The sequence below is a fragment of the Vulcanisaeta sp. JCM 16161 genome (genome assembly GCF_001316285.1).
In genome coordinates this window covers 182,351-202,992 of the sequence record NZ_BBDO01000003.1, presented here as the reverse complement: position 1 = coordinate 202,992, position 20,642 = coordinate 182,351, and the positions used below count along the sequence as shown (strand labels likewise).

Below are 20,642 nucleotides of genomic sequence, written 5' to 3'. Positions count from 1 at the left end.
TTATGAAGTCCGTTACCGCCGATAGGCTGGCACCCTCACGAGGTATGTGAATAGGGCAAGTACTGCGGCTATGGCGAGTAGTATTCCAGCGCCAATCATTGTGTAGTAAAACGCACTCACCAGTGGCGCCAGCGGCTCCAGGGAGAGCACCGCGGCCTCGCAGTTCTGGGCCAGCGTCACGTTGGCCAGTGGGCCGAGGTATTTGAGCATCCCTGGGTCTAGCTCGCCGTAGAGTTGACCGAAGGTGATGTTGCCCAGTGCCCTGCATTGGCTTAGGTAGTATTGGAACCCGTAGAGTGGGTGGTATGGGTTGCCATATGCAAATAGCGCCTCCACGGGGTCGTAGTACTCATACCCATAGACCCCTGGGCCTCCTGTCAGTGTGGTCAGTGACGTGAACTTGAGTGGTTGGTACGCCACCACGACATCGCCCATGAAATGCCCGAGGACTATGCTCTATGAGGAGTACCACGGTGAGTACCCAGAGGAGGGGCTTTAGTAACTTGATGTATTTATCGTCGTGGGTCCTGAAGAACCTTATTGAGAGGGCTAGGGCCACGGCGCCCACGCCTATTGCGTATGCCGCGAATAATGTGTGAAACGTGGTCACTATGGCGTCTGGGTTAACCATGGGTAGCATGGGTTTGTGAAGTAGGTGCCGACCAGCGACGTGAAGTCTGTGCTCGATAAGGCTACCGAGCCGGAGCCATCGATTGTGTAGTGCAGGAGTAGTGCGGCTAGGTTTAGTGTTGCGGTTAGGTTTGCATCGTCAGGGCCATAACTCGGTAGGAACGGGTATAACGCGTGTGGTATCCCACCCATGCCCCAGGGGACGTTCATCCAGGCATTAGCCGTTAGTATGAAGTAGCCTGAGAGTGAGCCGAGGAGCCAGGCCGCGATTAGTATGCCCAGTGTGTACCTAGCCCTCCACCTGCCTATGGCGACTATGAAGAGGACCACAAGTACTGCCTCGCCTATGAAGGCTATTGTTGCTTCATAGAGGAGTGGTATGAAGGCCGAGGAGGAGTAGAGTAGTATGCTCGTTGGCCAGATGTCCAGTAGCCCGAACTCCACTATTGTGCCCGTGACGGCGCCGAGGGCGAAGTTCACGGCCCAAACCATGGTCAGGGTCTTGGAGTAATTGAGGAATAATGCATCGCCAGTCCTGTACCACTTAATGAGCCAGGCGAGTATGGCCAGCGGGAAGCCCAGGGTGAATGATACGAAGACCGCGTGTAGGTATATACCGATTATGGTCATGACCATCGCATTATTAACATTGGCGCTGTGCACGTAGAGCTCATTAAGTACGCCTAGGGCTGAATCACCCATTTAGATCGAGGTATTACCCAAACTCCTTACTTAAAAATGTTTAAGTATTACTTGGTCATTGTAATTAGCGGTTTCCAGTTAAATTCACTGGCGTTGAGGCATGGGTTTATTTACTATTCAATTGCACTCATTTGAATTATGACGCACCGCAACCCCAGCAAAAGTTTTTCTCTACCTAGGCTATTTATCACCCGTGAATTACTGGCTTGCCATTGTGAGGGAGAGGGTCTTCATGGGTATTGTGGAGACGGGCCTATTTGGTTGCCGTGACCCAGAGTGCGGCCTGTTAATGACTAGGGTAAGGCCCGGCACACGCCTTGTGCTCTTCGTGAGTGGCTTCGGTTGTAAGTCCTACTGTAAGTCCTTCGTGGGGGTTTTCGAGGTTGTTGGTGATTGGGTTAAGGCTGGTAAGAAGTTGAATGATTGGTCACACGTGGTTGAGGTAAAGCCGATAGCCCTGGGTAGGGTTGAGCTTGGCAGCATAGCCAGTAAGTTATCGTTCATTAGGGGTAGGAGGGGCATTACCGAGCACTACACAGTGTAGACCCAACAAACCCAAAGGCAACACCAATGCCGATAGCAGACGCGCAGTTAATAATCAACGAACTAAGAAGGCAAACAACACCAAGACCAATAACGGAAGTAATGGAGGAAACAAAAATAACGGAGACAGACAGGGCGAGGGAGGAAACCATAATAGACGAGGAAGTGGTGAGGGAACTCACGGAAATAGCGGAGATCCTAAACTATTATCCAGTGAGCAATTACGACACAGGGGCCTACAAAATAACTCAGGTATGGTGGGGAAGCCAGGAGGAATACAACGAAGGATTAGCACCACTGGCAGCCTTCGAAACGAACAAAAACACAGAACAAACCCTGGCCAAACTAAAACACGTAAGAGATAAATGGAGAGGAATAAAACTATACATCATAACGAATAATAAAGAGGAAGAAAAACAAATACAAAAGGCGCTCAAGATCATTCCACGAACTAAAGAATAAGATAAGGATAATAGCAAAACAGGAAATAAACCAACTACACGAAGACCTAAAGAAACACAAAGAAACCCTCAAAGAACTAACAAAGTTAAGACAAGAATAAACAAATAAATTCCCACTAACCGAGCCATGGCAAAATTTTGCCACGGCATGAAAACCACATAAAACATAGAAACTTATTCTGGGCATTGATTTGAAGTTAGGTTTTTATTACGCCCGCGTAATTGTTACGCCGGCGTAACATGCTGTTTAGTACTAGGCCTAAGGAGAGGAGGGAGGATTTGTTTGATAGGGATAGGGAGCTTTCGTTACTTGAGGATGCCGTTGTTAGGGGTGAGTGGGGGTGTTGTTCTTGGTCCTAGGAGGGTTGGTAAGACTAGTCTTGTTAATGTTGCTATTAATGAGTTGGGTGTTTTGGCTCTTAGGTTGAATTTGGTGAGACTTCGTGAGTCGGGTAGGGTTCGGTATTCGAGGGATTCCTTCGTGGCCTTACTCCCTGAGGAGGTTGCTAGGTTGGTTAGAGCTGGTACGTTGGTGGGTAGGGTTGTTAGGTTTGTGGCTAATGTGCTTGGTGTTGATGAGGATTCCGTGGTGAACTTCAGCTCGTTTAAGCTTAGGGTTAGGCTTAGGAGGTTTAGGGCTGAGGATGTCGGTGGGCTTCTCAGGGAGTTGGATGGCTTCGCCAGGGATAATAGGAGGAGGCTAGTTGTTGTACTTGATGAGGCGCAGGAGTTGGGTAGGGTCATGGGTATTGACTTCCCATCCTTACTTCAGGATGTTTATGATTACTGTACAAATACCGTGATTGTAATGACGGGTAGTATGGTGGGGATTATGGAGGGGTTATTGAGGGGTCTTGAGTATGGAAAGCCGTTCTTCGGCAGGTATATGAGGAGGATCTACCTGGGCAGATTTAGTGAGGACGAGAGCAGGGAGTTCCTGAGGATGGGGTTTAGGGAGGAGGGCCTAGAGGTTGGTGATGACGTGATAAACAATGCCGTGAATAGGCTAGATAGGGTTGTTGGTTGGTTAACGCTGTTTGGTGCCGAGTACGTGAATTACCTAAGGCATGGCGTTAAGCCTAACATTGAAAACATAGTAGCCCAGGCCATAGAGGAGGTTAGGGAGGAGTTTAGGAACTTCCTACTGACGACGCAGTCTGCGTACAGGTACGCTGCCATAACCCTAGCTTTGGGCAGGCTGGGCGGTAGGGCGCGCCTGGGTGAGGTTGTCGAGGTTGCGGGTACGTTGATTAACGAGGAGATACCTAGGTCCAGGGTATATGAGATATTGAGTAGGTTGGTCGACTACGGCTTTATTGAGAGGGTTAATGATGAGTATTTATTACCCAAAGACGAGTCTGGCAGGGTTGGTATGCTAAGGGCCTCTGAGGGGGTCCTGGGTAGTTTACGCTGGTGGTAAGGCATGAGGAAGGTTTATAGGCATTGGTTAGGGCTTGTTTAGTGTTGCTTGAGCTTGGTGAGGATGGGGTCTTCATACTGAGGATGGAGGCGGTGCCGAGTTGAAGGGTAGGATTATGGCCGTGGCCACCGCCGACGATATTATTAAGGCCTCAAATCTGGGGCAATCCTTCGTAGCCGCCAGGGTCTTCCTGCCCGAGGCCGTGGAGGAGGCCAGAAGGAGGAATGTAAGGTTGGTGAACATCGAGGACATAGCAGAACCCCTCGCCTCACTAATGATAAACCTACTCGCCTCAAGGAGGGCTGATTTACTCATTAGGGTGTTCAACCTATTAATACCGCCACAGCTAGCGAAGAGCTATTCATATGACGAGTACAGGAGCATAATGACTGGCGAGGTGGAGGATGTAAGCTTCAGGGTCAGGATAGAGATACCGGGCAAATTCGCCACTAACGTTTTTGAGGACCTTAGCGAATTATTGAATGAATTAGCCTCTAAGATGGGTAGGATAGAGAGTGTGAATGTTGAGTTCACCGTTAAGAAGGAGGGTAGTGATAGGGTCATTAATTACGGATTCTCGACTGAGGCAACGAAATAACACTATTGGCGTAATATTCGCCCTAACCCACTTTTACTTAAGGATAATACTTTTTTTTATTTTAGTTTTAAATTACCCAGCGTTGATCATGTATGGCCAGTACTGGTGGTTCCATAAATGTTAGGGCCGTGGTTGGAGGCATGCTTGGTTGGATGGTTGACGTCTTCGACCTAACCCTGGTCCTATTCATAGCCTCGGTCCTCGGCATGTACTTCTTCCCACCAACAAACCTAATAGCCAGGCTCCTCTTCGTCTTCGCCTCCTACTCACTGACCCTGCTCGCCAGGCCCCTGGGCGGCATAATATTCGGCCACGTGCTGATAGGATCGGTAGGAGGTTGACGATGATGACCACGTTAATCGGCCTTGGCATATCCTCGGCACTGACCGGCGCATTACCGACCTACCAACAAATTGGATTAATGGCCACCGCACTCTTCGTGTTGCTTAGGCTCCTGGTCGGCGTGTTCGTTGGCGGTGAGGTTAGTGGCTCGCACCTGGTGGCTATTGAGAGTTCATCACCTAGGTATAGGGGCTTGGTCAGTGGTGTAATCGAGAGTGGTTATTACTGGGGCTATGCATTGGCGGCATTCACCTTCGCCTCGCTGAGGGATTACTTTGGGACTAAGGCCTTCGTGGCCTATGGCTGGAGGTATGCCTTCCTCGTCGGTCTCGCGGTTGCCGTAGTGGGTGTTTTACTCAGGCTTACGGTTGATGAGCCGAGCATTTACAGGGAGTTGAAGAGCGCCGGCAGGATATCCAGGGCGCCAGTAATTGAGTTCTTCAGTAGGGGCTACCGCGACGCATTGATAGCCCTACTCCTACTCGCCGGAATCTTCTGGGTTGCCTACGCAACCCTCGGCTTCCTACCAACCTACCTAGGAACCTTCCTGAGAATACCCCTATCCACGGTGTTCTGGGGACTGACTTACGCATCACTCATTGGTGGTGTGATAACGATAATCGGCGGTGTGTTGAGTAATGCGGCTAGGAGGAAGTACGCATTCCTATACTACTCATTAATAGGTATTATACTCGCTACCCACTAACGGCGGTTCTAAGGAGTTCCTTCCCGACCCTCATCATCTCGGCGGGCATCCTAACCAGCGTCATCGGCACAGGCGGCGTCATGCTTGCTACCTAGCCGAGTTATTCCCAACGCGATTCAGGGGCTCCGCGATTGGCTTCCTATGGAACATGGCCTCGATAGGCGCAACGGCAGCCCTACTCACAGCCCCATTCTGGCTTAGGCTAGGCCTAGTGATTGGCTACTCGGTAATGCTCATTGTTGGATTCATAGTAGCGATAATAGGCGCCGTAATAACCCGTGATAACACGGGCATTGAGTTAAGGAAGCTCGATGAAGTCTCGTAAACCAGGCATGAGGGTTGTCTTAAAGTCATCGTAGGTCTCGTGCCCATTTTAGTAATAATTAACTAATGGTGATTTCAATTTCTCTAGGCCAAGAACCCTAATTGACCATCACACGACCTAACCACCTTGGAGATTCCTCGTCATACTTAAGTAGGGTAACCTATAATTACAATTAATGAAGGGCGTACTCATTCATATTTGTCACAGGCTCGATGAGTGCTTAGATAGAGCTAGGGGCCTCAGTGATTTAACATTGTTTAATGCAGCGACTGGGTTTATTGATTATGATGGGTTATCGTACGTACTTAATTACCTGGGGAGTATTAGCGATGTTAGGGTTGTAGTCGGTGACTTGGGTCCGATACCGAGGGCTATCTATGAGAGGTGGCGTGACGTGATTAGAGTATATCCAAACCTGCACACTAAACTTTACCTACTTGGTAGTGGTGTTGCCGTTGTTGGTAGCGCCAATTTAACGGTTGGTGGTCTTTATGGTAATGTTGAATTGAATATTTTAATAAGAGATGGAGGACTTTATGGTCAATTAATGAGGTATTTTGAGGAATTGTGACTTAATGCTAAGCCGCTTACTGAGGATTACGTGGAGGATATTGAGGAGGTTGAGGTTAGGAGCACGAATCGCAGCGCCGCTGGGTTTGTGAACGAGGTAAACAGGGCATTACTAGGTATCCTGGGTGTTAATGAGGAGTGCCTTATCACGTTTAACCCTAAGCGGTGCGCTGTAGCCGTTGCCGAGGCCATCAACAGGGGATTCCGTGATTGTGGAGACTTGCCGGAGAATTGCGTTGTTTATGCTGTTGCTGAGGAATTGAACTTAGAGGTTAGGGAATTGGCTAGGCGGTTAATTAGGGGGTCTGGCTCGGTCATCATCGCAGGACACCCGCTATGTTGGGTTAGGACATTCATAAACCTGCTGAGGACTAGCCGTGTAAGTGTTGAGGAGCTGGGTAGTGGTGTTAAGATTTATGAGGCTATGGTTAGGGAGGCGTCGCGGGAATGCCCAGGCAGGCTGGGGAACTTGCCCGTGATGAACTTATGAGACTTGGTGATGAGCGTTATAGGGATGACTATGTCAGGTGGAAGATACCATATAGGTTACTGCCGCTGGCCTTGGTACTACCAATCACTGACTGTAGGTTGGTTGGTATTCGCAGAAGAGATGGTAGTGCGTTGAGAAGGCTGGCCTGTAATCAGTAGGGCAGCCATAACTATTGATTACTTAAGGAGGTCACAGGCATGGTGTTGTGTTTCCCATTAACTCCCTTAACTGTTTTATACAGGGATGTCTCGGGTTTAAGTGATTAATTATGGTACCGTAATCCTCCTCCCTAATTGATATTATTGAGAATTGCATGTGGTCCTGCCAACCACCACGACCAGTCCTAGCCTTATTCGTGATGAATAATAGGTCATTTAGTAACTCATTAACGTCAACGGCGCCAATTACGTCACTTCCCTTCCCAATCTCCATCACTACATTAAATTTATTCTTCGAATTCCACTCATTAACGGCTGGGTGATTGGGGCTCAATATACCACTACTTCTAACTCTATAAGGCCCTAGGAACACCCTCTGGCACTTACTGGGCGTGTTGACTATACTTGTCCTCAACGATCTGACATAGAATATTACGAAATCGCCGGGTTTCACGAGCTTCCTCGTCGTAATTCCGTACTTCTCATTATCAACGCCGAACACGCAATACTTCAGGCAAATGGCAAGGTTTTGTGGACTAGTTGTAAAGATCCAGTGCATGTTGGCGTTGCCCATTAATGATTTCTACCGTAAGATTAAATATAAATAATATGCCAATTAGTGATGATTAAGCGTTAATGCCTTATCATTAAGTTATTTCATGGATCAATCTTTAATCAGAAATTTCTAGGCCTAGGGACTTTAACACGGTTCTCATAATATCAACGGCCCTCCTAGCCATGCCCAGGGCAGTTTCGGCATCACCTCGGCCGTATATTTCCCAAGGGGTTAACCCACGTTCAGGCTCGCCATACGTGCTCCTACCATGCTCAGGTGCCAACCTCCTCACTATCACCACCAATTCACTTACTAACCCCGTTAAATCCCTCGGTAGGTTAACCATTACCTCCTCCAACTCCCCCGACGGATCGTGACTCCAACTCGGTATCCTATAAACAGCTATGATGGCCTTAGCCGCGTTTTCAGAGGATAACTGGGCGGCGGCAACGGTGCCCCGCCAATCACCCGACTAAATGCCTCGTTGGCCTCCCTGAGGTAGTTAATGGCGAGCCTATACCTGTAATTGACCTCGTCAATTGGGTCATACATTAACCCTCACCGACTTAATCATCGGCCTTCCATCAGACCTCATCCACCCATACTTCCCATCCTTAGTTCTGTACCTGATCAAGCCCTCGTTCTCTATGAATTTAATTACGGAGTTCTTAAATCGCCTTAGGTCACCGTACTTATCACAGATTATTACCCCATCCCACGCCATGTTTATCGCCAACGCCGTCAGACTACCATCAAGCTCGCTCCTCCTCATGTCTATCAGCGTTATGTCGCGCCTGATGAATCGCCTGAGCACCTCGTAAGCCCTGACCCTAACCTCCAGCCCCCTCAACGTGTTAAATAGTACCGCCACATCAACATCGCTGTCCTCATGCGCCTCACCCCTAGCCCAACTACCGAATAGCATGAGTCCGAGGAATTCATCACCGAACTCACTCTCTAAATCCCTGCACGCCATACTCAGTAGGTTAATTAACTCATTAAGGTCCATACACGCCCCACTGATTAGTTATATCCAGCCACCTTTATATCCGCTTACCCGAGGAACCATGGCGTAGGCCGCAAGTCCATGCTTAGATGGAAATAGGTAAGCGTTCTTTACGTAATACGTTGGTGCAATGGGCGTGAGGTTACATTCAATCTTGCCCGACCTACTTTTAAGGGCGTCAGAATTTTAAAGGTCCTGCGAAATATGGGGAATTGATAGTTATGAACCCAGAATGATGTGGTTATTACAACCGCTCTTTATCTTACGGTTAATTACCTCCACATGGGCACTTCCTCATGCCGTACAACCTACCAAGTGACATTAATAACGGCTTTCCGTACCACAATAAAACTTCATACTCATTCCCAGAGACTCGATGCCTTCCTTCACCATCACATGCATTGCCATGCCGAGACCAACGGCATGGTCTCAAACACGGCATTTCCAGGAGCAGGACCAATGCCACGCCAATGGCCGTGTAATTCTACGTGGAGGGTAAGTACATAACTGAGGAGTTAACAATATGCATTGTTAAGGTCCCAGGACCCTAAACCAACCACTACGGGAATTAACCCAGGGCCTGCTGGCTGGTGCGAGGTCGCCGGGTATGTACCATCACTCAGAATGGGTGGCATTATTAGTGTTAATGGTCACTATATTACCTGAGGTTCTTCGGCGAGGATTACGGGATGAGCAAGGAGGCATTATTGCTGAGTAGGTAATTCCTCAGCATTGGGTCTACTATCACGTACTCACCCCTACCCCTCCTCTCGACCAACCCCTTACTTATTAATTCGTTGAGTACCCTACTCGGCTTGTTAACGCCGGACTTCGTCACCCTGACGCCCTTCGCCAACGCCCTCAGCATGGTGAGCTGAGCCTGGGTTAGGCCCCTGAGCTCGGACTCAACCACAACCCTAACCGTTGGATCACCGAGTATGTTCCAGGCATCACAACCACGCTCAACAATGCTCATGCCCACTAGGCTGAGCCATGCTGGGAATCCACCGTTAACTCATAGGCTCTCTCCAGCACCTCCTCTGGGCATGACCTCCCGTACTCCCTAAGCCCATCCCTAAGGAATGCCACACCAACCTCCTTACTGAATGGCTTGAGCTCCATAACCCTGAAGAAGGCGTAGAATGGCTCGTCACCCCTACCCAGCAACTCCCTGATTATACCAACCTCGGAACCCGCTATGGCATACTCAACCATGTCGTGCACCTGCCACCTACTCCTCATTACCCTAAGAATCTCCGGGTAGGGCTGTTTTAGGAAACGAACCTGTTGAAACTCATCCAGCACTACGATGATCCTCCTACCCAAATCCTCAGCGAGTCTCTGCGGCATGTCCAAAAACTCCCTAAGGGCCTCAATGGCGTTAACCCTGCCATCTAAGGCGTCGGAGTAAAGCCTGGCATACAACTCGAGACTACCAACCCTAATACCAACCTCCCTAACAGCCCCAAGCAGTTCATGGAGGTAGTCCCTAACGTTCGCCAAGATAGGCCTAACCCTGAGCCTAAGTGACCTCCTGACAACCTCCGCCAGGACACTACCGGCGTATAAGTCAAGAAACTGCCTAATAGTCCTAATGCCCTCAAGGGACACCTTTACTGCTATGAAATCATCACCCACAAGCCTAAGGGCCACGTTGAGGAGTGAGGACTTACCAAGCCTCCTATAACCAATTACGGCTACTGGCTGTAAATTCCTAAAGGAGTTTATTAATGTATTCAATTCCTCCTCCCTATCATAGAAGTCCGCCGGGTCCGTAATCTCCCTACCAAATATGAATTTCATACCGGTACCGGGAAATTCCCGGTACCGGGTAAATATCCTTTACCTTCATCGACATAGGTTGGCATGCCTAAGCATGTGTAATAATCAAAGTAATAAGGCACTACTAAGGGAAGCGCAATTGAGCGTGAAGTATCGGTTAAAACTTAAGCTGATTAAACCCTAATCCCCATGAAGAGGTGGGGCAGCAATGCGCAGGTATGCGCCCATAGGGATATCATGATGAGACCAAATCAGTAGGTGCAATGTGCGAGATTATGATAACAAACGTGGTGGGGCCGCCGGGATTTGAACCCGGGATCACTCGGGCTCGCGTCTTCTCTTAGATCCCGAGCCGAGCATCCTAGCCAGGCTAGACTACGGCCCCGGTTTAGTGAGTGGCTTTGAGGGAATTTAAGTTTTCCTTATTCCTCACCTTTGTGATGGTTTGATTTCCCGTAAACTACCTCCTAACCTATTGCGTGCCTGATTAATGCCATTTCAACCATGTACTTAGTCGTGTCCTCCTCCCTACCCTCAATCAGTGAGTTAATGAGTAATTGCGCCAACAATTCATGCTTCCTGCCTTCATAATCATTCGGCCCAGTCTTAATGCCATATCCTCGAGGGCCTTGATATCCCTCTTAACCTCATTAATAGTCTCACCATTGATTTCGAAGGCATGGCCGTACTTCGTGAGTAGGTCAAGGCACTCATGACATACGTACTTAGCCGCGCGGGTTAAGTCATGCCTTAGGTTTACATAGACCTCGCTTAACGCACTATACTCCTCCTCACTCAACTCCTCAAGCGTGGAAACGCCCAGCACCTCAGGCGGTATTCCCAGGGAATAGAGCGATGCGACGAACGTTATAGCCCTGGGAAGGACCACACCCCTAAAGCCCCTGCTATAACCAAACAAGCCAATGTGCAACTTCCTAGCCCTCCTCCTGGGTACGTAGTTCGAAACCCTATTTATAACGTTCGCCAAACCCTCAACCTCCCTTTGATAATTAATTACATACTTATTAATTATGTTAATGAGCACTCCATGGTCAGGGACAGTGCAGTCACTACTTGGCGCCCTATGATTCAGCTCTGAAATGGCATTAACCACCTCACCCTCTGGGTAGTCATACCTAAATGCTGACTGCACGGTGAATGTGTACACGCATGGGTACTCCCTAATGACGCTATCCACGTTGTATGGCGTTAGGTGGCCCCTAAATGGCGTGGGCCCAACACCAATTATAGGGTAAACCTCAAGCCCAAGCTCCCTACCCAAGTCCAGAGCCTTACTAAGCGCCACCTTTGCCATGAGTACCGCGGGTATTAAGCCGTAATTCATGGCGGGGTCAGACCTGGCTATGAAGATCCTCAAGTAACTTGGCTTGACGACCTTCCAGTAACCAATAATTATCTTATCAATGCTCATCATTGAGTTTAGGTCCTCAATGAGCGGTATCACGTCTATCGTGTTCGGCCTAACACTACCGAGGACATCCATGACCCTAACCCCCGGAACTAACTCAATGAATGCCTTACCGGCAACGACCCTTTCGTAGTACTTATACGTAAATATCAATTCCTCCGCCCTCGACGTTAACGGCAAAATAACCTGGAACACGCCGTTGATGTTGTCATCGCCATAAAACTCCCTGGCAACGTCGTAAGCCGTTGGTACTAATTCGAGGGCCTGTGAGAATAATTTCTTCTCCGCCGTTTCAACCCATGGGTTCGGCAACCTGAGTGTTAGGTATACATCCCTACCTAGGACGTTATTCCTGAAGTATTCCGGGTATCTACTGAGTAGTTTTCTAACTACGTAAATATCCACGTCCTTGCCCTCGAAATCCCACATCACTTCATGACAACCGTATAGGCTATAGGCTAGGTAAGCCTCATGTACCTCATCATCACCCTGGATAACACTATCCCTGACCCAGTTAGGCACCTGGCATTATCAGGGTGTTGTGTACACATGCTCATTGGTACGTGGTCCATAGCCAAGTAATTAGTGGAGTGTGTGGTTAATAAGTTATACTTATTTTATATAAATTCGTCGATTAAATATATAGAATTAGTCAGCTAGTGAATGCGGGACACGGGGTAGCTACCCAGTAATTTCACGTAAACGGCGACCCTGCCCAACTCATTAAATGCCCTTGAGCAGTCCTCATCGGATAATTGGCACTCGGTCTCGAGTAGGAAGTCGTAGCCCAGGGACTACTTCTATTTGGTCTTGAGTATATCATTGATAGGTTAATGCCAAGCTCCGCGAAGGGCTTTAACGCGTTGAATAGGGAGCCTGGTTTGTTGGGTACGGAGAATATGGCGAGGGTCCTATCCCCGGACCTATTCATATGCCTAGATATTACTAGGAACCTCGTGTAGTTTGGGTTATCCTCAATACCGCAAACCAGTGGTTTAAGCCCATAAAGCTCCGCACCAATCCTAGACGCCACCGCCGCCCTATGCCTATACCCCTTAATCAATCTCAAAGCCTCTGAAGTTGATTGTGTATAGTTTATTGAGGCGTTTAACCTTGATATGAAGTTTAACGCCTCATTAATGGCATGCGGGTGTGAATAAACCTCCCTGACATCGCTTATCTCAGCCCCATCATTAACCACGAGACATAGCGATACCCTATAATCAATTGCATAGTTCACATACACATTCCACCTAATCAGGGACTCCATGGACTCACCCACAACCCCAGCCTGGTTATTCTCAATGGGTATGACACCAAAGCCATAATCGCCCTGGTAAACACCCTTAACCACGTCGCCTATCGACCTAAGTGGTACGAAGGTCACGGCACTACCAAATAAGTAAACCGCAGCCTCGTGGGAATAACTACCCTCTGGGCCCAGGTAGGCCACCTTATCATTACCCATTAATACCTCGCCAATAAGCCTGAGGAGGAGTGGTTCATGTATTGACTGCATTACTTCCGTAATGCTCACATCATTACCATACTTAATGAGCAGATGCCTCAATTTATTGAGTTCCTCCTCAGCCCTGGCTATCGTTGTTATCAATTCCAAAATTCCTGATTGCCCACGTGGTTATTACCAATTCATGGTTTATAAATATTACCATAACGTCAATTACTTACTATATTTAATTCAGTAATTACCTATAGAGCGCGTCCTCGCCAGCCAGCTTAACCATGAGCATATCCCTAACCCTACCACTCAACGCCCTTAGCAGCTCCCTATTACCAACAATGGACTGCAGTGAGTATATACCGGCCGCACCAAGGAGCTGGGCTATCTCCCTCCTAATGCCCGTTAGGAACCTCATGAACCTAAGCCTAAAGTCCTCAATATCCTTATAGCCATGAAGCGCCCTCTCCACGAAACCGCTTATAATCACCGCGTCAGCCCCAAGAGCAACCAGCTTAACAATATCACCACTACTCCTAACACTGGGCATGTGGATTATTAAGTCCACGTCCTCCCTGACGCCCCTCCTCCTAAGCTCCACGTCAAGTCTCACCAAGGACACCTCCGGGTAGTCATCATTGATATCGATTATCACCCATGAACCCTATCAATCTCCCTCACCAACGTATTTACGGCATTGGCAATATCACCGGCACTAACCACCCTCAGGTAGGTCAGGGCGTTGACGTCCTTCATGACCTGCTGCGGGTACGGTATCACGAGCGCGCCCAGCCCATCCACATACCTATCCCACATGACCCTCATCAAGTGCCTATCATCAACTATGTCCATGCCCTCAAGGTCCGCCATGACCGAGTTAGCCCTTGCAACGAACTTCACGGCCTTTATGAGCTCGCCACTCCACGTACTCGGCGGCTTAATGATCACGGGCATTGAGAGCCACAGCCTACCTCTGCCCAGCACTGTCGATACGTCTATGTCCTCCTATACGGGTCTATGGCCGGCTTCGTGACCTGGGCACCATCGAGCCTCAACCAATCAATCAACCTCTTGGGAGGCTCGACTTCTGGCGGTCCTCTACTACCCATGCTCACTATCACCACATCACCAGTCCTAACCAGTTGCGTTGCGTATATTGAGTAGTCGGGCGTCCAGGTACTGCCTGGGTTTATTAATGCTTCATCACTAGACTCGCAATTCACCTCCCTAATGCCCAGCACCTTTGCTGTAATGCCATCGATACAGCGACCCCGTAGCAGGTCCCTCCTACCAACGAGTTTTCTCACATCATCAATACCCAGGTAATCAAGTATTAACCTTAATTCCTCCATGAATGCCGTGAGGAAGTTCCTCGATGATCTAAGGGCGAAGTCGTAATCCACAATCACCGACCCATCAGTTATCTTACTCGTTATGCCTGCCGGGCAGTTGCCCCTATGGCATGTCCTAGCCATGGCGCAGCCCATGGATATTAACAGTGCCGTGCCCATGGAGACCGCGTCAGCCCCAAGGGCCATGAGCTTCGCCGCATCATCAGCCGTGGACACCCTGCCAGCCGCAATCAATGTGACCCTGTCCCTAAGTCCCTCCTCCCTAAGCATCCTATCCACTGAGGCTATGGCCAACTCAATGGGGATGCCTATGTTATCCCTAACAACCAATGGGGTAGCCCCCGTGCCCGCCCCATGGCCATCAATTATTATCCCGTCAGCCCCCATCCTAGCAATGCCAGCCGCTATATACGGTATGTAGTTAGTAGCCGCGACCTTAACGAATACGGGCTTACCAGTAGCCTCCTTAAGGGCGTCAATCCTCTGTTTTAAGTCCTCGATGGAGTATATGTCGTGGTGTGGCGCCGGCGATAGCGCATCAATTCCAATCGGTATCCTCCTAACCTGGGATATCACTGGCGTCACCTTCGATCCAGGAAGATGACCACCAATTCCCGGCTTCGCGCCCTGCCCAATCTTAATCACAATCCCCATGCCAGCCATTAGGTGTTTATGTCAACGCCGAACCTAGCCGACGCCCACTGAACAAATATCCTCCTATGCCTGGCAACCTCAGGGTGCAATCCACCCTCCCAGTACCACTTATGAGCATTAACTCATCTGCCAACTCAGCCTCAACAACATTGGGCACACCGGCTAGGGAACCAAAGGACATGTCGGCCAGGTATATGGGTGCGGAAACCTCAATACCGCCAATGAACGAGGTAAGGCTTGCAATACCCCTTTCATGCCCTGCCAACCTAATTTCATTAATTCCAAAATCAATATTATCAAGAATCCTATACCTCCTCACACCCCTCCTAAAAATCCTAATGGGCCTACCATGCATCGCCATCCCCCTAATCTCATTAATGACTTCACTGTACCAGAAATCATCCGTAGGTCCCATATTCGTTAACCTAATGAAATCCCTAATCACCTGCCTGGGCCTTATATTGATTATATAATTCACTCGGATTATAGCCGGTTACCTATTTATAAGCATTATTATACTTTAGATAATATATATTACAGTCATTAATAACTACTCGGCAGTCACTACGGTATACCTAGAACTTAGTAAATAATCAATTATGGACTCACTTACATTAAATTCTCGGGCAAACCTACGTATTATGGGTTCCAACTCCCTAACCTCATCCTCATTTAAATCCCTATATTCAACCCTATTTCTCCTAACGTGCTCTGAATGCGTTATCACACCCAGTAACCTATTTGCTTCATCCTGCCCTAGGCCCTCATCCTTAATGGCGTCAAGGAATTCCTTAAGTTCAGGGTAAGGAATTGTTAAGCCAATCCTTTGCTCAGGTACTTTGCCCCTAATGTATATCCTACCGCCAACCATGCCGCTACCGACGTGCTTACCAACCAGTGGTATACTGCATCTATTTATTGAGTCGATGCCGAGGACCATCACGACGCCACCCGCCATGTACTCGCCCAGGTAATCATCAACCCTACCACCAATTATTAAGTAGGGCCTCCTATCACGGTACTCACGCATTTGAATGCCAACCCTATTGCCCGCATTACCCCTAATAAAGACCTCACCACCCTGCAATGCCTGGCCAAGCACATCCCTCGCATCACCATGTACTATGACCCTGCCGTCATGCATTGTATCCGCAACATCATCCTGTGCATTCCCATAGACCACAAATTCAACGCCGTTGTTTAGGTTTGCGAGGGAATTACCTGGTGTGCCGTATATCTCGACCTTGATGTCCCTTATGCCATGCCTCGGCAGATTCACGCCAATGAATCTATGGCCCCTGACATTTACCACCCTAATGACCCTGGCTCCGCCCAATGCCCTCCTTAGTATTTCCTCATTCAGTTCCTTATAACTAAGGCCCTCGGCATCAATAGCGTCCTTACCCACATACGTTGGGAAGGACCTAGCCGGGAAGAAGACATCCACCTCCTCCCTAGCCCTACCCCACGAAATGACGCCACGCTTTAATGAGGTAATGAAGTAGCCACCTGGCTCAAGGTCCAGACCCTGGCATTAGGTGATACGGCCCTAATGGCGGCCTCCTCACTGGCCACGTAGTAGTAATTATCATCCATACCAATAACGATGGGCCTAAGCTTAAACCTATCAGCCAGGGCTATGAGGTATAAATCATCATTGTGGTAAATACCCATGAGTATGGCAAAGGGCCCGTCAAGCATTGCCCACCTGAACCGCCTAATTAGTGATAATGCGCCATGGCCATGAACATGCTTAGGCGACTCCCCAATCAACACCCTAACGGCATCCTCTATGCCAAGCCCCTGTACATGTAGTAAGTAATTCATTAAATAGGCCACGACCTCGCTGTCAGTGCCTACGAATGAGCCTAAACCGTAATTATAGTAGAGAGCGTTTATGTGATTTCCATAACTACTCAACTCACCATTATGCACAACCGCTATGTCATTTACCGAGAATGGGTGCGACCAATAGGGTAGGTAGCCGGGCGAATTCGTTGGGAACCTCGTGTGTGCAATCCATAGGTCCGCGCTATACCTATCAACACTATACACTGAGGCAATATCGCTTGGGTAACCAACGCCCTTAAACACGTTAACATGCTCGCCCCAGTAATACACCCTGCCAACCCTACCCTCCCACAGTAGGTCATTAATAGCATTAATGGCGTCAGCAATCTTTCCATTAGACCTATTATTGCCCAGGACCCGAGCCTCGAGGTCAGCCATGGGGCCAAGCTTATTCCTAACCCTCACATCAATGGGTCCAAAGCCGTAATCCCTCATTAACGACTCCACAATATCCACCGCATTCTTCATGAACTCCTCCTTAACGAAGATGCCCATTTTAAAGCCCATGGACTCATGATTAAATAAGGCGAAGCCTGAACCCAGTCCGGCGCCCCTGAACTTAATTGTTTCTAAGGCTTTAACAACAAGGTCACCACCCACCTTATCCGAGTTATTACCACGCCTAATTACGCCGAAGATACCGCAATCCGCTGGATATTTAATGGGTAGCACCATATATATGCAATAAATAAGCTTATGTAAAGAGTATTTAAGTTTTATATATCCTAGGAAATATGTAAATAAGCTATTTTTAAATTATCGAATGTTTTATATATTAAATATTTATACAATGACGAAGCAATAACATGTAATTATTTCGAAGAATTTGCGTAATAAATACTAAATAAATTTAAGGACCATGGAAGTGAAGGATTCCGTCGTGTAGTTACCACCCAGGTCTGGCGTATGTACGCCCTGACTTAGGGCGCTTATCACAGCATTTTCAATGGCATTCCCGGCCATCACGTAGTTATTACTTCCCGTCCTCTCACCGTACCATCTGAGCATCCATGCTGTGCTCAAAATCATCGCGGTCGGGTTTGCAATTCCCTTACCGGCTATGTCGAAGGCCGCGCCGTGTATTGGCTCGAATAACGCCTTATTATCGCCTATGTTGGCCGATGGCGCAAGCCAATGCTACCGGTCACGTAGGCCGCCAAGTCACTGAGTATGTCGCCGTAGAGGTTTGTCGTGACTATTACGTCAAAGTCCTGGGGCCTCCTGACCAGGTCCATAACCGCCGCATCCACGTACATCTCGTCAACCGCAACCTCGGGGTACTCCCTGGCAATCTCCTTAACGACATTCCTAAATAGCCATCGGACACTGTTAGTACGTTGGCCTTATGAACAATGGTTACCCTCCTACGCCTGGTCCTGGCCATGTTTAGGGCGACCCTGGCAATGCGCTCACTGGCTCTCCTGGTTATTACCCTAAGGGCCACTGCAGTGTCGTTACTGAACATGTACTCAGCCCTCACGTAGACGTCCTCCGTATTCTCACGCACAATGACCAAATCAACGCCGTCCCTCACAGCCTTAACCCCCGGGTAGTTCCTGGCAGGCCTGATATTGGCGTATAGGTCCAACCCCCTCCTCAACCTAACAACCACCTCACCGGCGCTCTCGCCAACGGGCCCCTTCAGGATTGCGTCGGAACTCTCTATTACTGACCAATACTTGCTTGGTAATGCCTCACCGTACTTACGAAGTGCGTTATCGCCAGCCTCAACATTCACTATGTCGATACTTAAGCCATACTTAGACGCGGCAGTCTTAAGGACCTCTAACGCGGACCTCGTTACCTCAGGCCCAATACCGTCACCCTCAATCACCGCCACCCTCATTGGGCCTTACTACATAGCCTATTTTTTTATGCATTGCTAATTATAGAAAATACTGTTTAGGTTTAAGTACTTAAATACTTCTAAGGTATGGGTTAGGCATGGCACTGCTTAAGTATGAGGAGACTAATTGGGAGAGGCTTGGTGAGTTGATTTATAGGAGGCATATGCATGGCTCTAGGGTTACGGTAGCCCAATTTAAGTTGTTGAGGGGTTCCGTTGTTAAGCCGCATTCTCACGCACATGAGCAGGTCTCCATAGTGGTTAAGGGAAGGCTGAGGTTTGTCGTGAATAATGACACGTACATAGCCGAACCCGGTGATGTGGTTCACATACCACCAAATACCGTGCACAGTGTTGAGGCGCTTGAGGACTCGCTCGTGATTGATGTCTACTCACCAATTAGGGATGATTGGTTAAGGGGTGAGGATAAGTACTTAAGGGAGTGATTAGTGCCTATTTTAAACGCGTTAAATCAAACATGCATAGGGGCTTTCTTAATACGGCCTATCACTACCTTGGTTAAGCACCTCCATTACTATGTGCCTAATATCCTCCTCAGACGCCCTAATACCCATGTCACCTAACTCCTTAATTCTCCTCAGCACGGTATTGACTATGTCATCACGTGGTTCAATGCCCATGGACCTTAACACATACATTATTGAATGCCTACCGCTATGCTTCCCAACGACTATCCTCCTACTCATGCCCACAGCCCCTGGGTCTATCGGCTCATAGGTCAGTGGGTTCGAGAGCACCCCATGTACGTGAATACCCGACTCATGGGAGAAGGCGTTGGCCCCGACGATAGCCTTATTAGGCGGCACAGGTATACCGAAGAGCTTCGAGACCAGGTCAGAGACCTCCTTAATTTTCTCGAACTTAATGCCAACATCATAATTGAGTAGGAACCTCACGGCAGCCGCAATCTCCTCAAGCGCCGCATTACCCGCCCTCTCCCCAACCCCATTTATCGTGCCGTGGGCCTGGTCAGCGCCAGCCTCAATAGCTGCCACGCTATTTGCCACGGCCATTCCGAAGTCATCATGACAATGCACACTAAGTAGGTAATTACCCCTGACGTTCTCCCTAACAAACCTCACAAGCGACGCCATCTTACTAGGCCACATTACGCCAACCGTGTCCGCAATGTCAAGCCTATCAGCACCTGCATTAACAACCTCCTGAAATACCCTGGCCAGGAACTTGGGGTCGCTCCTCGTCGCATCCTCCGCGCTGAATTCCACTGTTAGTCCATGGGACTTGGCGTAGGTGACCGCGTTCACCGCGGCCTCCACGACCTCCTCCCTACCCATCCTAAGCTTATACCTCATGTGTAGGTCTGATGTTGCTATGAATATGTGAACCGCCGGTACATCAGCATCAATTACACGATCAATATCCTCCCTCCTGGTTCTCGCCAATGCAATGACCTCGGAGTTACTTACCTCCCTCGCTATTGACTTAACGGCCCTGAACTCACCATCACTAACTATTGGGAAGCCAGCCTCTATGGAATCAACGCCCAACTCCTCAAGTTTTAACGCAATAGCCAACTTATCCTCAGGTTTAAGAGCAACGCCGGGTGTTTGTTCACCATCCCTAAGCGTCGTATCTAATAACCTCACGTATTTACTCCCAGGCGAGACCCTAACTACGTCTCCCTGAGCAATCTAACCCACCGTACCCATTAATAAAAATACTTTATTTAAGCATTTCCCTAGGATATAGAATAACCATAAACATCCAATAAATCACATTA

At 48.7% G+C, this 20,642-nt stretch carries 29 protein-coding genes, 1 tRNA gene and 1 pseudogene; 12 read left to right on the top strand and 19 right to left on the bottom strand.

Going from position 1 to position 20,642, the window contains the following annotated elements; all coding sequences use genetic code 11:
• Nucleotides 1-12 precede the first annotated feature (12 nt).
• The 3 genes from JCM16161_RS15630 to JCM16161_RS15620 are packed head-to-tail and all read right to left on the bottom strand — an operon-like array spanning nucleotide 13 to nucleotide 1,332.
• Nucleotides 13-435, bottom strand: a complete 423-nt coding sequence (locus JCM16161_RS15630; protein ID WP_243669473.1) for a hypothetical protein — start codon at nucleotides 433-435, stop codon at nucleotides 13-15.
• Nucleotides 350-631, bottom strand: a complete 282-nt coding sequence (locus JCM16161_RS15625) for a cytochrome ubiquinol oxidase subunit I (protein WP_243669471.1) — start codon at nucleotides 629-631, stop codon at nucleotides 350-352. The genes JCM16161_RS15630 and JCM16161_RS15625 overlap by 86 nt, the downstream gene beginning before the upstream one ends.
• Nucleotides 610-1,332 carry a cytochrome ubiquinol oxidase subunit I gene (locus JCM16161_RS15620; RefSeq protein WP_243669469.1) on the bottom strand — a complete coding sequence of 241 codons (723 nt, stop codon included), beginning with the start codon at nucleotides 1,330-1,332 and terminating at the stop codon, nucleotides 610-612. The genes JCM16161_RS15625 and JCM16161_RS15620 overlap by 22 nt, the downstream gene beginning before the upstream one ends.
• Nucleotides 1,333-1,525: 193 nt before the next feature.
• Here JCM16161_RS15620 and JCM16161_RS15615 point away from each other — a divergent pair, with 193 nt between their 5' ends.
• The 10 genes from JCM16161_RS15615 (at nucleotide 1,526) to JCM16161_RS15590 (ending at nucleotide 6,945) form a co-directional block, all read left to right on the top strand.
• Nucleotides 1,526-1,876 (top strand): EVE domain-containing protein, encoded by a 351-nt coding sequence (locus JCM16161_RS15615; RefSeq protein WP_243669467.1) that lies wholly within the window; start codon nucleotides 1,526-1,528, stop codon nucleotides 1,874-1,876.
• A 26-nt stretch (nucleotides 1,877-1,902) separates the two neighbouring features.
• A complete protein-coding gene (locus tag JCM16161_RS15610; protein ID WP_243669465.1) occupies nucleotides 1,903-2,337 on the top strand; it encodes a hypothetical protein in 435 nt (144 codons plus the stop codon).
• Nucleotides 2,338-2,652: 315 nt separating this feature from the next.
• Nucleotides 2,653-3,756, top strand: a complete 1,104-nt coding sequence (locus tag JCM16161_RS05105) for an ATP-binding protein (protein WP_243669463.1) — start codon at nucleotides 2,653-2,655, stop codon at nucleotides 3,754-3,756.
• 100 nt (nucleotides 3,757-3,856) lie between these two features.
• Nucleotides 3,857-4,354 (top strand): hypothetical protein, encoded by a 498-nt coding sequence (locus tag JCM16161_RS05100; protein ID WP_054855188.1) that lies wholly within the window; start codon nucleotides 3,857-3,859, stop codon nucleotides 4,352-4,354.
• A gap of 92 nt (nucleotides 4,355-4,446) precedes the next feature.
• Nucleotides 4,447-4,695 carry a hypothetical protein gene (locus JCM16161_RS15605; RefSeq protein ID WP_243669461.1) on the top strand — a complete coding sequence of 83 codons (249 nt, stop codon included), beginning with the start codon at nucleotides 4,447-4,449 and terminating at the stop codon, nucleotides 4,693-4,695.
• Nucleotides 4,696-4,697: 2 nt separating this feature from the next.
• Complete coding sequence (locus tag JCM16161_RS15600) at nucleotides 4,698-5,402, top strand: MFS transporter (protein WP_243669459.1); 705 nt, start codon at nucleotides 4,698-4,700, stop codon at nucleotides 5,400-5,402.
• Nucleotides 5,403-5,550: 148 nt separating this feature from the next.
• Nucleotides 5,551-5,727, top strand: a complete 177-nt coding sequence (locus JCM16161_RS15595) for a hypothetical protein (RefSeq protein ID WP_243669457.1) — start codon at nucleotides 5,551-5,553, stop codon at nucleotides 5,725-5,727.
• A 175-nt stretch (nucleotides 5,728-5,902) separates the two neighbouring features.
• On the top strand, nucleotides 5,903-6,298 hold the full coding sequence (locus JCM16161_RS05090) for a phospholipase D-like domain-containing protein (RefSeq protein WP_054855187.1): 396 nt from the start codon (nucleotides 5,903-5,905) through the stop codon (nucleotides 6,296-6,298).
• 30 nt (nucleotides 6,299-6,328) lie between these two features.
• Nucleotides 6,329-6,787 (top strand): hypothetical protein, encoded by a 459-nt coding sequence (locus JCM16161_RS05085; RefSeq protein ID WP_054855186.1) that lies wholly within the window; start codon nucleotides 6,329-6,331, stop codon nucleotides 6,785-6,787.
• Nucleotides 6,784-6,945, top strand: a complete 162-nt coding sequence (locus JCM16161_RS15590) for a hypothetical protein (protein ID WP_243669454.1) — start codon at nucleotides 6,784-6,786, stop codon at nucleotides 6,943-6,945. The genes JCM16161_RS05085 and JCM16161_RS15590 overlap by 4 nt, the downstream gene beginning before the upstream one ends.
• Nucleotides 6,946-6,976: 31 nt before the next feature.
• On the opposite strand, the gene JCM16161_RS05080 is transcribed toward JCM16161_RS15590, so the two are convergent.
• From JCM16161_RS05080 to JCM16161_RS05070, 3 genes are all read right to left on the bottom strand, one after another.
• Entirely contained in the window at nucleotides 6,977-7,519 is a 543-nt protein-coding gene (locus JCM16161_RS05080; protein ID WP_243669452.1) for an EVE domain-containing protein, read from the bottom strand.
• A gap of 97 nt (nucleotides 7,520-7,616) precedes the next feature.
• The gene (locus tag JCM16161_RS05075; RefSeq protein WP_243669451.1) at nucleotides 7,617-7,859 is read right to left on the bottom strand and encodes a hypothetical protein; all 243 of its coding nucleotides are present in this window, start codon (nucleotides 7,857-7,859) and stop codon (nucleotides 7,617-7,619) included.
• 186 nt (nucleotides 7,860-8,045) lie between these two features.
• Nucleotides 8,046-8,510 (bottom strand): nucleotidyltransferase domain-containing protein, encoded by a 465-nt coding sequence (locus JCM16161_RS05070; RefSeq protein WP_243669449.1) that lies wholly within the window; start codon nucleotides 8,508-8,510, stop codon nucleotides 8,046-8,048.
• A 293-nt stretch (nucleotides 8,511-8,803) separates the two neighbouring features.
• On the opposite strand from JCM16161_RS05070, the gene JCM16161_RS15585 reads away from it, so the two are divergent.
• Nucleotides 8,804-8,989 (top strand): hypothetical protein, encoded by a 186-nt coding sequence (locus JCM16161_RS15585; RefSeq protein WP_243669447.1) that lies wholly within the window; start codon nucleotides 8,804-8,806, stop codon nucleotides 8,987-8,989.
• Between the two features lie 200 nt (nucleotides 8,990-9,189).
• On the opposite strand, the gene JCM16161_RS05065 is transcribed toward JCM16161_RS15585, so the two are convergent.
• The 12 genes and pseudogenes from JCM16161_RS05065 to JCM16161_RS05015 form a co-directional block, all read right to left on the bottom strand.
• Nucleotides 9,190-9,483, bottom strand: coding sequence for a MarR family transcriptional regulator (locus tag JCM16161_RS05065; RefSeq protein ID WP_243669445.1), 294 nt, complete (start codon nucleotides 9,481-9,483; stop codon nucleotides 9,190-9,192).
• Nucleotides 9,484-9,488: 5 nt separating this feature from the next.
• Nucleotides 9,489-10,310, bottom strand: a complete 822-nt coding sequence (locus JCM16161_RS05060; RefSeq protein ID WP_054855183.1) for an ATP-binding protein — start codon at nucleotides 10,308-10,310, stop codon at nucleotides 9,489-9,491.
• Nucleotides 10,311-10,577: 267 nt separating this feature from the next.
• A tRNA-Pro gene (locus tag JCM16161_RS05055) sits at nucleotides 10,578-10,674 on the bottom strand.
• A 153-nt stretch (nucleotides 10,675-10,827) separates the two neighbouring features.
• Nucleotides 10,828-12,240 carry a phosphoenolpyruvate carboxylase gene (gene ppcA, locus JCM16161_RS05050; protein ID WP_243669443.1) on the bottom strand — a complete coding sequence of 471 codons (1,413 nt, stop codon included), beginning with the start codon at nucleotides 12,238-12,240 and terminating at the stop codon, nucleotides 10,828-10,830.
• A 172-nt stretch (nucleotides 12,241-12,412) separates the two neighbouring features.
• Nucleotides 12,413-13,336 (bottom strand): prephenate dehydratase, encoded by a 924-nt coding sequence (locus JCM16161_RS05045; RefSeq protein WP_243669441.1) that lies wholly within the window; start codon nucleotides 13,334-13,336, stop codon nucleotides 12,413-12,415.
• Between the two features lie 88 nt (nucleotides 13,337-13,424).
• The gene (locus JCM16161_RS05040; RefSeq protein ID WP_054855182.1) at nucleotides 13,425-13,832 is read right to left on the bottom strand and encodes a hypothetical protein; all 408 of its coding nucleotides are present in this window, start codon (nucleotides 13,830-13,832) and stop codon (nucleotides 13,425-13,427) included.
• The gene (locus tag JCM16161_RS05035; RefSeq protein WP_054855181.1) at nucleotides 13,829-14,161 is read right to left on the bottom strand and encodes a hypothetical protein; all 333 of its coding nucleotides are present in this window, start codon (nucleotides 14,159-14,161) and stop codon (nucleotides 13,829-13,831) included. The genes JCM16161_RS05040 and JCM16161_RS05035 overlap by 4 nt, the downstream gene beginning before the upstream one ends.
• 11 nt (nucleotides 14,162-14,172) lie before the next feature.
• Entirely contained in the window at nucleotides 14,173-15,183 is a 1,011-nt protein-coding gene (locus JCM16161_RS05030) for a glutamate synthase-related protein (RefSeq protein ID WP_243669439.1), read from the bottom strand.
• Between the two features lie 16 nt (nucleotides 15,184-15,199).
• Complete coding sequence (locus JCM16161_RS05025) at nucleotides 15,200-15,661, bottom strand: hypothetical protein (RefSeq protein WP_054855179.1); 462 nt, start codon at nucleotides 15,659-15,661, stop codon at nucleotides 15,200-15,202.
• Between the two features lie 72 nt (nucleotides 15,662-15,733).
• Nucleotides 15,734-16,630, bottom strand: a complete 897-nt coding sequence (locus JCM16161_RS15580; protein WP_243669437.1) for a hypothetical protein — start codon at nucleotides 16,628-16,630, stop codon at nucleotides 15,734-15,736.
• A gap of 38 nt (nucleotides 16,631-16,668) precedes the next feature.
• Nucleotides 16,669-17,634: a hypothetical protein gene (locus tag JCM16161_RS15575; protein WP_243669435.1), complete on the bottom strand. Its 966-nt coding sequence runs from the start codon at nucleotides 17,632-17,634 to the stop codon at nucleotides 16,669-16,671.
• Between the two features lie 240 nt (nucleotides 17,635-17,874).
• A pseudogene (locus tag JCM16161_RS05015) lies at nucleotides 17,875-18,880 on the bottom strand (isocitrate/isopropylmalate dehydrogenase family protein).
• Nucleotides 18,881-18,978: 98 nt separating this feature from the next.
• Between JCM16161_RS05015 and JCM16161_RS05010 the strand changes: the two are divergent.
• Nucleotides 18,979-19,326, top strand: a complete 348-nt coding sequence (locus tag JCM16161_RS05010) for a cupin domain-containing protein (protein ID WP_054855178.1) — start codon at nucleotides 18,979-18,981, stop codon at nucleotides 19,324-19,326.
• A gap of 48 nt (nucleotides 19,327-19,374) precedes the next feature.
• Here the strand turns inward: JCM16161_RS05010 and JCM16161_RS05005 are convergent, their stop codons facing one another.
• The gene (locus JCM16161_RS05005) at nucleotides 19,375-20,508 is read right to left on the bottom strand and encodes a 2-isopropylmalate synthase (protein ID WP_054855177.1); all 1,134 of its coding nucleotides are present in this window, start codon (nucleotides 20,506-20,508) and stop codon (nucleotides 19,375-19,377) included.
• Nucleotides 20,509-20,642 lie beyond the last annotated feature (134 nt).

What these genes read in the sequence shown, in the direction of transcription:
- JCM16161_RS15585 (WP_243669447.1), top strand. Translation starts at nt 8,804, where the DNA reads ATGCCGTACAACCTACCAAGTGACATTAATAACGGCTTTCCGTACCAC.
- JCM16161_RS15600 (WP_243669459.1), top strand. Translation starts at nt 4,698, where the DNA reads ATGATGACCACGTTAATCGGCCTTGGCATATCCTCGGCACTGACCGGC.
- JCM16161_RS15610 (WP_243669465.1), top strand. Translation starts at nt 1,903, where the DNA reads ATGCCGATAGCAGACGCGCAGTTAATAATCAACGAACTAAGAAGGCAA.
- JCM16161_RS05090 (WP_054855187.1), top strand. Translation starts at nt 5,903, where the DNA reads ATGAAGGGCGTACTCATTCATATTTGTCACAGGCTCGATGAGTGCTTA.
- JCM16161_RS05105 (WP_243669463.1), top strand. Translation starts at nt 2,653, where the DNA reads ATGCCGTTGTTAGGGGTGAGTGGGGGTGTTGTTCTTGGTCCTAGGAGG.
- JCM16161_RS15605 (WP_243669461.1), top strand. Translation starts at nt 4,447, where the DNA reads ATGGCCAGTACTGGTGGTTCCATAAATGTTAGGGCCGTGGTTGGAGGC.
- JCM16161_RS05065 (WP_243669445.1), bottom strand. Translation starts at nt 9,483, where the DNA reads ATGAGCATTGTTGAGCGTGGTTGTGATGCCTGGAACATACTCGGTGAT.
- JCM16161_RS05010 (WP_054855178.1), top strand. Translation starts at nt 18,979, where the DNA reads ATGGCACTGCTTAAGTATGAGGAGACTAATTGGGAGAGGCTTGGTGAG.
- JCM16161_RS05030 (WP_243669439.1), bottom strand. Translation starts at nt 15,183, where the DNA reads ATGGGGATTGTGATTAAGATTGGGCAGGGCGCGAAGCCGGGAATTGGT.
- JCM16161_RS15590 (WP_243669454.1), top strand. Translation starts at nt 6,784, where the DNA reads ATGAGACTTGGTGATGAGCGTTATAGGGATGACTATGTCAGGTGGAAG.
- JCM16161_RS15630 (WP_243669473.1), bottom strand. Translation starts at nt 435, where the DNA reads ATGGGCGATGTCGTGGTGGCGTACCAACCACTCAAGTTCACGTCACTG.
- JCM16161_RS15625 (WP_243669471.1), bottom strand. Translation starts at nt 631, where the DNA reads ATGGTTAACCCAGACGCCATAGTGACCACGTTTCACACATTATTCGCG.
- JCM16161_RS05060 (WP_054855183.1), bottom strand. Translation starts at nt 10,310, where the DNA reads ATGAAATTCATATTTGGTAGGGAGATTACGGACCCGGCGGACTTCTAT.
- JCM16161_RS15595 (WP_243669457.1), top strand. Translation starts at nt 5,551, where the DNA reads ATGGCCTCGATAGGCGCAACGGCAGCCCTACTCACAGCCCCATTCTGG.
- JCM16161_RS15620 (WP_243669469.1), bottom strand. Translation starts at nt 1,332, where the DNA reads ATGGGTGATTCAGCCCTAGGCGTACTTAATGAGCTCTACGTGCACAGC.
- JCM16161_RS05070 (WP_243669449.1), bottom strand. Translation starts at nt 8,510, where the DNA reads ATGGACCTTAATGAGTTAATTAACCTACTGAGTATGGCGTGCAGGGAT.
- JCM16161_RS05080 (WP_243669452.1), bottom strand. Translation starts at nt 7,519, where the DNA reads ATGGGCAACGCCAACATGCACTGGATCTTTACAACTAGTCCACAAAAC.